8 protein-coding genes and 1 tRNA gene are annotated in these 6,146 nt (G+C 67.8%); 5 read left to right on the forward strand and 4 right to left on the reverse strand.

What is annotated here, in order from left to right; all coding sequences use genetic code 11:
• The first annotated feature begins 55 nt into the window (after positions 1 to 55).
• Positions 56 to 844, forward strand: a complete 789-nt coding sequence (locus tag GBZ26_RS25815) for an ABC transporter permease (protein WP_035669468.1) — start codon at positions 56 to 58, stop codon at positions 842 to 844.
• Positions 845 to 853: 9 nt separating this feature from the next.
• Complete coding sequence (locus GBZ26_RS25820) at positions 854 to 1,642, forward strand: ABC transporter ATP-binding protein (protein WP_174441290.1); 789 nt, start codon at positions 854 to 856, stop codon at positions 1,640 to 1,642.
• A 67-nt stretch (positions 1,643 to 1,709) separates the two neighbouring features.
• Here the strand turns inward: GBZ26_RS25820 and GBZ26_RS25825 are convergent, their stop codons facing one another.
• On the reverse strand, positions 1,710 to 2,114 hold the full coding sequence (locus GBZ26_RS25825; RefSeq protein ID WP_174441291.1) for a hypothetical protein: 405 nt from the start codon (positions 2,112 to 2,114) through the stop codon (positions 1,710 to 1,712).
• Positions 2,115 to 2,530: 416 nt separating this feature from the next.
• Between GBZ26_RS25825 and GBZ26_RS25830 the strand changes: the two genes are divergently transcribed.
• Positions 2,531 to 2,758, forward strand: a complete 228-nt coding sequence (locus GBZ26_RS25830; RefSeq protein WP_014238634.1) for a YMGG-like glycine zipper-containing protein — start codon at positions 2,531 to 2,533, stop codon at positions 2,756 to 2,758.
• A gap of 114 nt (positions 2,759 to 2,872) precedes the next feature.
• Here GBZ26_RS25830 and GBZ26_RS25835 read toward each other — a convergent pair.
• Together GBZ26_RS25835 and GBZ26_RS25840 are read right to left on the reverse strand one after the other, a co-directional pair.
• Positions 2,873 to 2,946 (reverse strand) — tRNA-Gly (locus GBZ26_RS25835).
• A gap of 35 nt (positions 2,947 to 2,981) precedes the next feature.
• Complete coding sequence (locus tag GBZ26_RS25840; protein WP_174441292.1) at positions 2,982 to 3,641, reverse strand: GNAT family N-acetyltransferase; 660 nt, start codon at positions 3,639 to 3,641, stop codon at positions 2,982 to 2,984.
• Positions 3,642 to 4,057: 416 nt separating this feature from the next.
• Between GBZ26_RS25840 and apaG the strand changes: the two genes are divergently transcribed.
• Complete coding sequence (gene apaG / locus GBZ26_RS25845; protein WP_014238636.1) at positions 4,058 to 4,450, forward strand: Co2+/Mg2+ efflux protein ApaG; 393 nt, start codon at positions 4,058 to 4,060, stop codon at positions 4,448 to 4,450.
• A 300-nt stretch (positions 4,451 to 4,750) separates the two neighbouring features.
• Positions 4,751 to 5,416, forward strand: a complete 666-nt coding sequence (gene folE / locus GBZ26_RS25850) for a GTP cyclohydrolase I FolE (protein ID WP_174441293.1) — start codon at positions 4,751 to 4,753, stop codon at positions 5,414 to 5,416.
• A 12-nt stretch (positions 5,417 to 5,428) separates the two neighbouring features.
• Here the strand turns inward: folE and GBZ26_RS25855 are convergent, their stop codons facing one another.
• On the reverse strand, positions 5,429 to 6,016 hold the full coding sequence (locus GBZ26_RS25855; protein WP_174441294.1) for a helix-turn-helix domain-containing protein: 588 nt from the start codon (positions 6,014 to 6,016) through the stop codon (positions 5,429 to 5,431).
• Between the last annotated feature and the right edge of the window lie 130 nt (positions 6,017 to 6,146).

Consider the following 6,146-nt stretch of genomic DNA (forward strand, 5'->3'; position numbering starts at 1 on the left):
GGTTAGGGTGGGGGCCCGTGTTCTCATAAGACACCGACAACGGTCCACCAATCCCATGTCCCCCCTCTTCACTCCGCTGAAGCCGGTCGCTCCGGCGCTGCGCACGGTGCTGGGCATCGCCTGCTTCGTGCTGTTCTTCCTGGGCTGGGGCATCGCCACTTACGGCGGCTTCGTGAAGCCGCTGTTCCTGGCCTCGCCCGGCGACACGCTGACGGCGGGCATCGCGCTGTTCCGGGAGTTCGGCTTCGCCGAGGACATCGCCGTCACCGTCTGGCGCGTCTTCGCCGGCTTCGCCATGGCCGCCGCCCTGGCGGTGCCGCTGGGCATCCTGATGGGGGCCTTCAAGCCGGTGGAGGCTTTCTTCGAAGCCTTCGTGTCCTTCGCCCGCTACCTGCCGGCCTCGGCTTTCATCCCGCTGCTGATCCTGTGGGCGGGCGTCGGCGAGCTGCAGAAGGTCCTGGTCATCTTCATCGGCTCGGTCTTCCAGCTCGTCATCATGGTGACGGTCATCGTGTCGGGCATCCGCAGCGATCTGGTGGAGGCCGCCTACACGCTGGGCGCCAAGCGCGATGGCGTGGTGCTGCGCGTCCTGCTGCCCGCCGCCTCGCCGCAGATCTTCGAGGCGTTGCGCCTCGTGCTCGGCTGGGCCTGGACCTACGTGATCGTGGCGGAGCTGGTGGGCGCGTCGCGCGGCATCGGCCACATGATCATCGACGCCCAGCGCTTTCTCGACACCGGCCAGATGATCTTCGGCATCTTCGTCATCGGCGTGATCGGGCTGATCACCGACCTGCTGTTCCGGGCGCTCAACGCCCGTCTCTTCCCGTGGGCCAAAGGACGATAAGCGCCGGCCATGAGCAAGCTGTCCATCCGCAACGTCGAAAAGACCTTCCCCAGCCGCAACAACACGGCGCCCACCCGCGCGCTGATGCCGACGAGCCTGGAGGTCGCCGACAACGACTTCATCACCATCCTGGGGCCGTCCGGCTGCGGCAAGTCCACGCTGCTGCGCATCGTCGCCGGGCTGGAGACGCCGAGCGCCGGCGAGGTGCTGCTGGAGGGCAAGGCGGTGTCAGGCCCCGGCCCGGACCGCGGTATGGTGTTCCAGTCCTACACGCTGTTCCCCTGGCTGACCGTGCGCGACAACGTCTGCTTCGGCCTGCGGGAGCGCGGCCTGCCGCGGGCGGAGCAGTTGGCGATCGCCGACCGCTTCCTGGCCCAGGTCGGGCTGAAGGGCTTCGAGAACCACCACCCGGCCCAACTCTCCGGCGGCATGCAGCAGCGCACGGCGCTGGCCCGCGCGCTGGCCAACGACCCGAAGATGCTGCTGCTCGACGAGCCCTTCGGCGCGCTGGACCACCAGACGCGCGAGCTGATGCAGGAGCTGCTGCTGGGCATCTGGGAGGCCGACCGCAAGACGGTGATGTTCGTCACCCACGACATCGACGAGGCCATCTTCATGGCCAGCCGCGTCGTGGTGATGTCGGCCCGCCCCGGCCGCATCAAGTGCGACATCCCCATCGATCTGCCGCACCCCCGCTCCTACAAGGTCAAGACCACCCCGGAATTCGCCGCCTACAAGGAAAGGCTGACGGAGGAGATCCGCGTCGAGACCATCAAGGCCGTGACGATGGAGCGCTGACCGGCACTTCCATCCGGACCGGACCAGGCGAGGGAGCGGCACCGGCGGGCGCCGCTCCTTTCTTTTTTCAACCACCGGCCCGAAGCTGGTGGCCGGTGTTCACGACCAGATCGGACAGGGCAACACCGGCGCGCTCGGCGTCCGACGCGAGCGTGCGCGGGCAGTTCCAGTGCAGCCGTCCGTCGATTTCAAGCATCCGGCCATGGCGCTTCACCACCCACACACCAGTGGTCGCCAAGCGGATGACACGGGCCAGCGGTTCCCCGCTGAATCCCGGACGAGCCGGAGACATGGGTTGGGCAGCCGCTGGGACGGCCGCCGGAACCGCTGGATGGATCGCCGCATCCGAGCGCTCGAAGGTCGGCGCGCAAGGATGGGCGCTGACCGGCTGCAACGGGTGCCGTTCACGGCGGTCACTCGGGCGGCTCGCCGGGAGAGTGGCAAGCGCCTGCGGTCTGGAAAGATGCAGCATGGAGGGCATCCTGGGACGTTTCCGATGGGCCTGCGTCCTTGATGTCGCGCAGGTCGTTAGGACACTGAACGTTCCACGCGCCCTGAATGAAGTAAAGGGGAAACGCCCCCGGATCCATGCAACCCTTCGACGCGGGGAAATGGTGAAAAATTAATAACCAGAATATAGTTACAGTTATCGACTGTTAGCCAAGCACCGCCCTCCTAGCTTTGCAGGGCGATCCCGAGTCCCTATTTCGAGGGACGGCGACGATCCGACCCCACTCTCTTTGAGATGAAAGGGATGGTTTTCTGCCCCGGAATAGTCACACGCAAATGCGTGTTCATTCCGTAAGCATGCGACGCAAGCGCAGGCTTGACCGCTGGCCTCCGAGGCTGACGGCATCCAAGAATGCAGGGAAGAAAACGGGTAGGATCATGGTGAAGAAACTGGCAGTGATCGTGGTTGGGGGCCTTGTTCTGACGGGCTGCTCGAACCTCAGCCACCGCGAACAGCGCACGCTGTCGGGTGGCGCCATCGGCGCCGCGGGCGGTGCTGCGGTCGGCGCCCTGACGGGGGGCAGCGCCGTGATGGGCGGCGTGATCGGCGGCGCGGCCGGCGCTGCGGTGGGGGCTCTGACATCCAACAACGGCAAGCACCGGTAAACGCCGGCTTCAGAACGGGGATCAGGCCGCCGGACCAGTGTCCGCGGCCACTCCGTATATCGGTGCGCCCTGAATGTCAGGGGTCCAGCAGACGTCTGAATTTTAAGGAGATGTTGGAGCGGGTGAAGGGAATCGAACCCTCGTCGTAAGCTTGGGAAGCTTCTGCTCTACCATTGAGCTACACCCGCGCGCCGCATGTTTATAGGCGACGCTTTCGCCGCTTTCAAGCGGTTCGAGCATGCCACAGGCGGGATTCGGCAAGTTCCCGCGGGGAAGCGGCGAAAACCGACACCAGCGGCGAGATCAGTCGCGGAAACAAGGCGGTGCCGCCGGCCTCCTGCCGAACGTCCTCGTTCGCGGGCACTCCATAACCCTCGTCCACCGTCGGGACGGTGACCATGCCGGCAGCGCCGGCCAGGGCGCCGGGGACCAGTTCCAGACCCAGGAAGCGGTCGAGATCAACCGGACCCGGCAGCGCCATGTCCAGCGTCAGCTCCCGCGTGAAGCCGAACCGCGCGTAATAGGGCGCGTCGCCGACCAGGATCACCGCCCGGTGACCCAAGGCCGCCGCCTTGTTCAGGCTCATCCGGATCAGCTTGCTGCCGAGCCCGCCACCCTGCAGCCGGTCCGACACCGCGATCGGGCCGAGCAGGAGCGCCGGTACCGTGCCGCCGATGGTCACCGGCCAGTAGCGGATCGTGCCCTCCAGGATCTCGTTGCCCAGCTCGTCATGCTCGATGGCGACGAAGCCGAGTTCAGGGATCGGGGCGACGCCCTCCCGCAGCTTGTAGGCGGTCTTCTTGAAACGATCCGGGCCGAAGGACCGGTCGAGCAGGGTCTCGATCGCCGCGTCGTGCCGCGGCTCTTCCAAAGAGATCATCATGTCAGGGGCTTCCCGGCAAAAGGACTGTGGTCGGAGGCGGATCGCGCCGCCGCGCCGGGGGAGCGCCGGATCAGTGCCGGCGGAGACCCGAAGCGTCCGCACGCGACCCAAGGACGGCCGCACCCGCGCGCTGCGCGGGATGGCGTCGTCGTCGGATGCTGATGCTGTGCGGACGAGACATGGGCAAGGCTCTTCGGCCGTTGCAGGGACCTCGCATATATCATCGGCGGGCAGGGGGTTCAAGCGATCGTGAAAGGGCCGGAACCGGCTCGTTGCGCATGGCTTCCCGGTGTGTCCCGCATGCATCGCCGTCGCACCCGTCTCGCCGCTTCGGGGCATCCGGAGGGGGTGTCCCCCGCTCCGCCACTGGACAGGCGCTTTGCCCCGCCCCTATTCTCAGAGCCGGGAGTGCCGCCATGTACACGAAAGTCACCCGCGCGATCCGCGTCACCGTCCAGCCGGTCTTTCTCGACGAGCAGTCCATGCCCGCCGAAAGCCGCTATGTCTGGGCCTATCACGTCCGGATCGAGAACGAAGGCCAGGAGACCGTCCGGCTGCGCACACGCTATTGGCACATCACCGACGCGCTGGGGCGCGTGCAGGAGGTCCGGGGACCGGGCGTGGTGGGCGAACAGCCGGTGCTGGAACCCGGCGGCAGCTTCGAATACACCAGCGGAACGCCGCTTCCCACGCCGTCCGGAATCATGGTCGGCTCCTACCGGTTCGAAACGGGCGGCGGCGAGGCCTTCGACGTGGCGGTCCCCGCCTTCTCGCTGGACAGCCCGCACCAACCCCGCCAGCTGAACTGACGCCGGTCGCGACAGATGCCGGTCGCTCTGCGGCCGCTGTTGAAAAACCACCGGGGGCGTGCATCCAATCGCTGCGGCGCGGGCTGAAAGTCCATGCCCGGCGCCTTGACTGTGCGGCCTTCGAACCCACTTGCGCCATACTCCGCCCTGCTGCCTGCCGGCTTTCTCGAAGATCCCGGTGATCCGGGCAAGCAGCGGGTCGTATTCATACCTGACTGGCCGGCTCCGGCATTGTGTGCCGCGGCGACGGCCCGCATGTGACCAGAACCTGTTTGACTAGGAATCGAAAGGCTTCGCCCCGTGACGGCTTCCAAGACTCCGCACGCCGACAACGTTCTCCGCGGCCCCGGCCACCCCGCCGGCACCAGCCATGGCGAGACCGCGCGCCCCACCCGTGCCGAGGCCGAGGATGCCGTCCGCACGCTGATCCGCTGGGCCGGCGACGATCCGGCGCGCGAGGGGCTGGCCGGCACGCCGGACCGGGTGGTCCGTTCCTACGAGGAGTTCTTCGCCGGCTACGCCATCGACCCGGAAGAGATCCTCGCGCGGACCTTCGAGGAAACCGACGGCTACGACGAGATGGTCGTCCTGCGCGACATCCGGCTGGAATCCTACTGCGAGCACCACATGGTGCCGATCATCGGCAAGGCGCACGTCGCCTATCTGCCCCGCCAACGCGTCGTCGGCATCTCCAAGCTGGCGCGGCTCGTCGAGGCCTACGCCAAGCGCCTGCAGATCCAGGAGAAGATGACGGCGCAGATTGCCAACGCCATCGATCAGGTGCTCCAGCCCGAAGGCGTCGCCGTGGTGATCGAGGCGCAGCACCAGTGCATGACCACCCGCGGCGTGCACAAGACCGGCGTCACCATGGTGACCAGCCGGATGCTGGGCGCCTTCCGCAGCGACCCGTCCACCCGGCGGGAGTTCCTGTCGATGATCGGCAACCCCACCTCGCGGGCCGAATGAGACGTCGCCGCGTTAATCCGCGCGGATGCCGTGCTGGCGCAGCAGGCTGTAGAGCGTCGGGCGGCTGACCCCCAGCAGGCGCGCCGTCGCCGACAGGTTGCCGCCGGAACGGGCCAGCGTGTCGAGCAGGGCACGCCGCTCCGTCTCGTCGCGCAGGACGCGCAGGGTCGGCGGGGCGTCCCCGATGGCCAGCCGACGCCCCTCCAGCTCCAGGTCGGCGCGCCGGAAGGCGCGCTGCACCACCCCGGCCAACTCCTGCGCGTCGATCGGCTTGCCGCACACCTCGTGGGCGCCGCGGGCCACCGCGCGCACCGCCAGCACCCGCTGGTCGTGCGGGGCGAGCGCGATGACCTTGATCGACGGCGCCTCGCCCAGGATCAGCGACAGGGCGTCCAGTCCGTCGCCGCCGCCGTTCGGCGACTCCGCCAGTTGGGCCAGATCGACCGACAGGGCCACCACCGGGGGCCGGTGCGCCCGCACCGCCTCCAGCGCGTCCGCCACGCCGCCCGCGGCGACGATCCGGCACACCGGCAGGGCATCCTGGACCCGGCCTTCCAGGGTGGGATCGTCATCGACGACAAGCAGAGTGCGTGGGACCATGATTCTCCAACTCTCCGACCGGGGAACGGGCCGGCGGTCAGAATCGCGGCAGGCGGCCCGTCTGTCCAAGGCGCGTTGGCATGAACACCGGCGCAATTTGGGCAAAATTGCGTCGTCGAAAGGGGTGCAC

Origin of the sequence: Azospirillum formosense (genome assembly GCF_013340925.1) — a bacterium.
In the GTDB taxonomy this organism is placed as follows: domain Bacteria; phylum Pseudomonadota; class Alphaproteobacteria; order Azospirillales; family Azospirillaceae; genus Azospirillum; species Azospirillum formosense.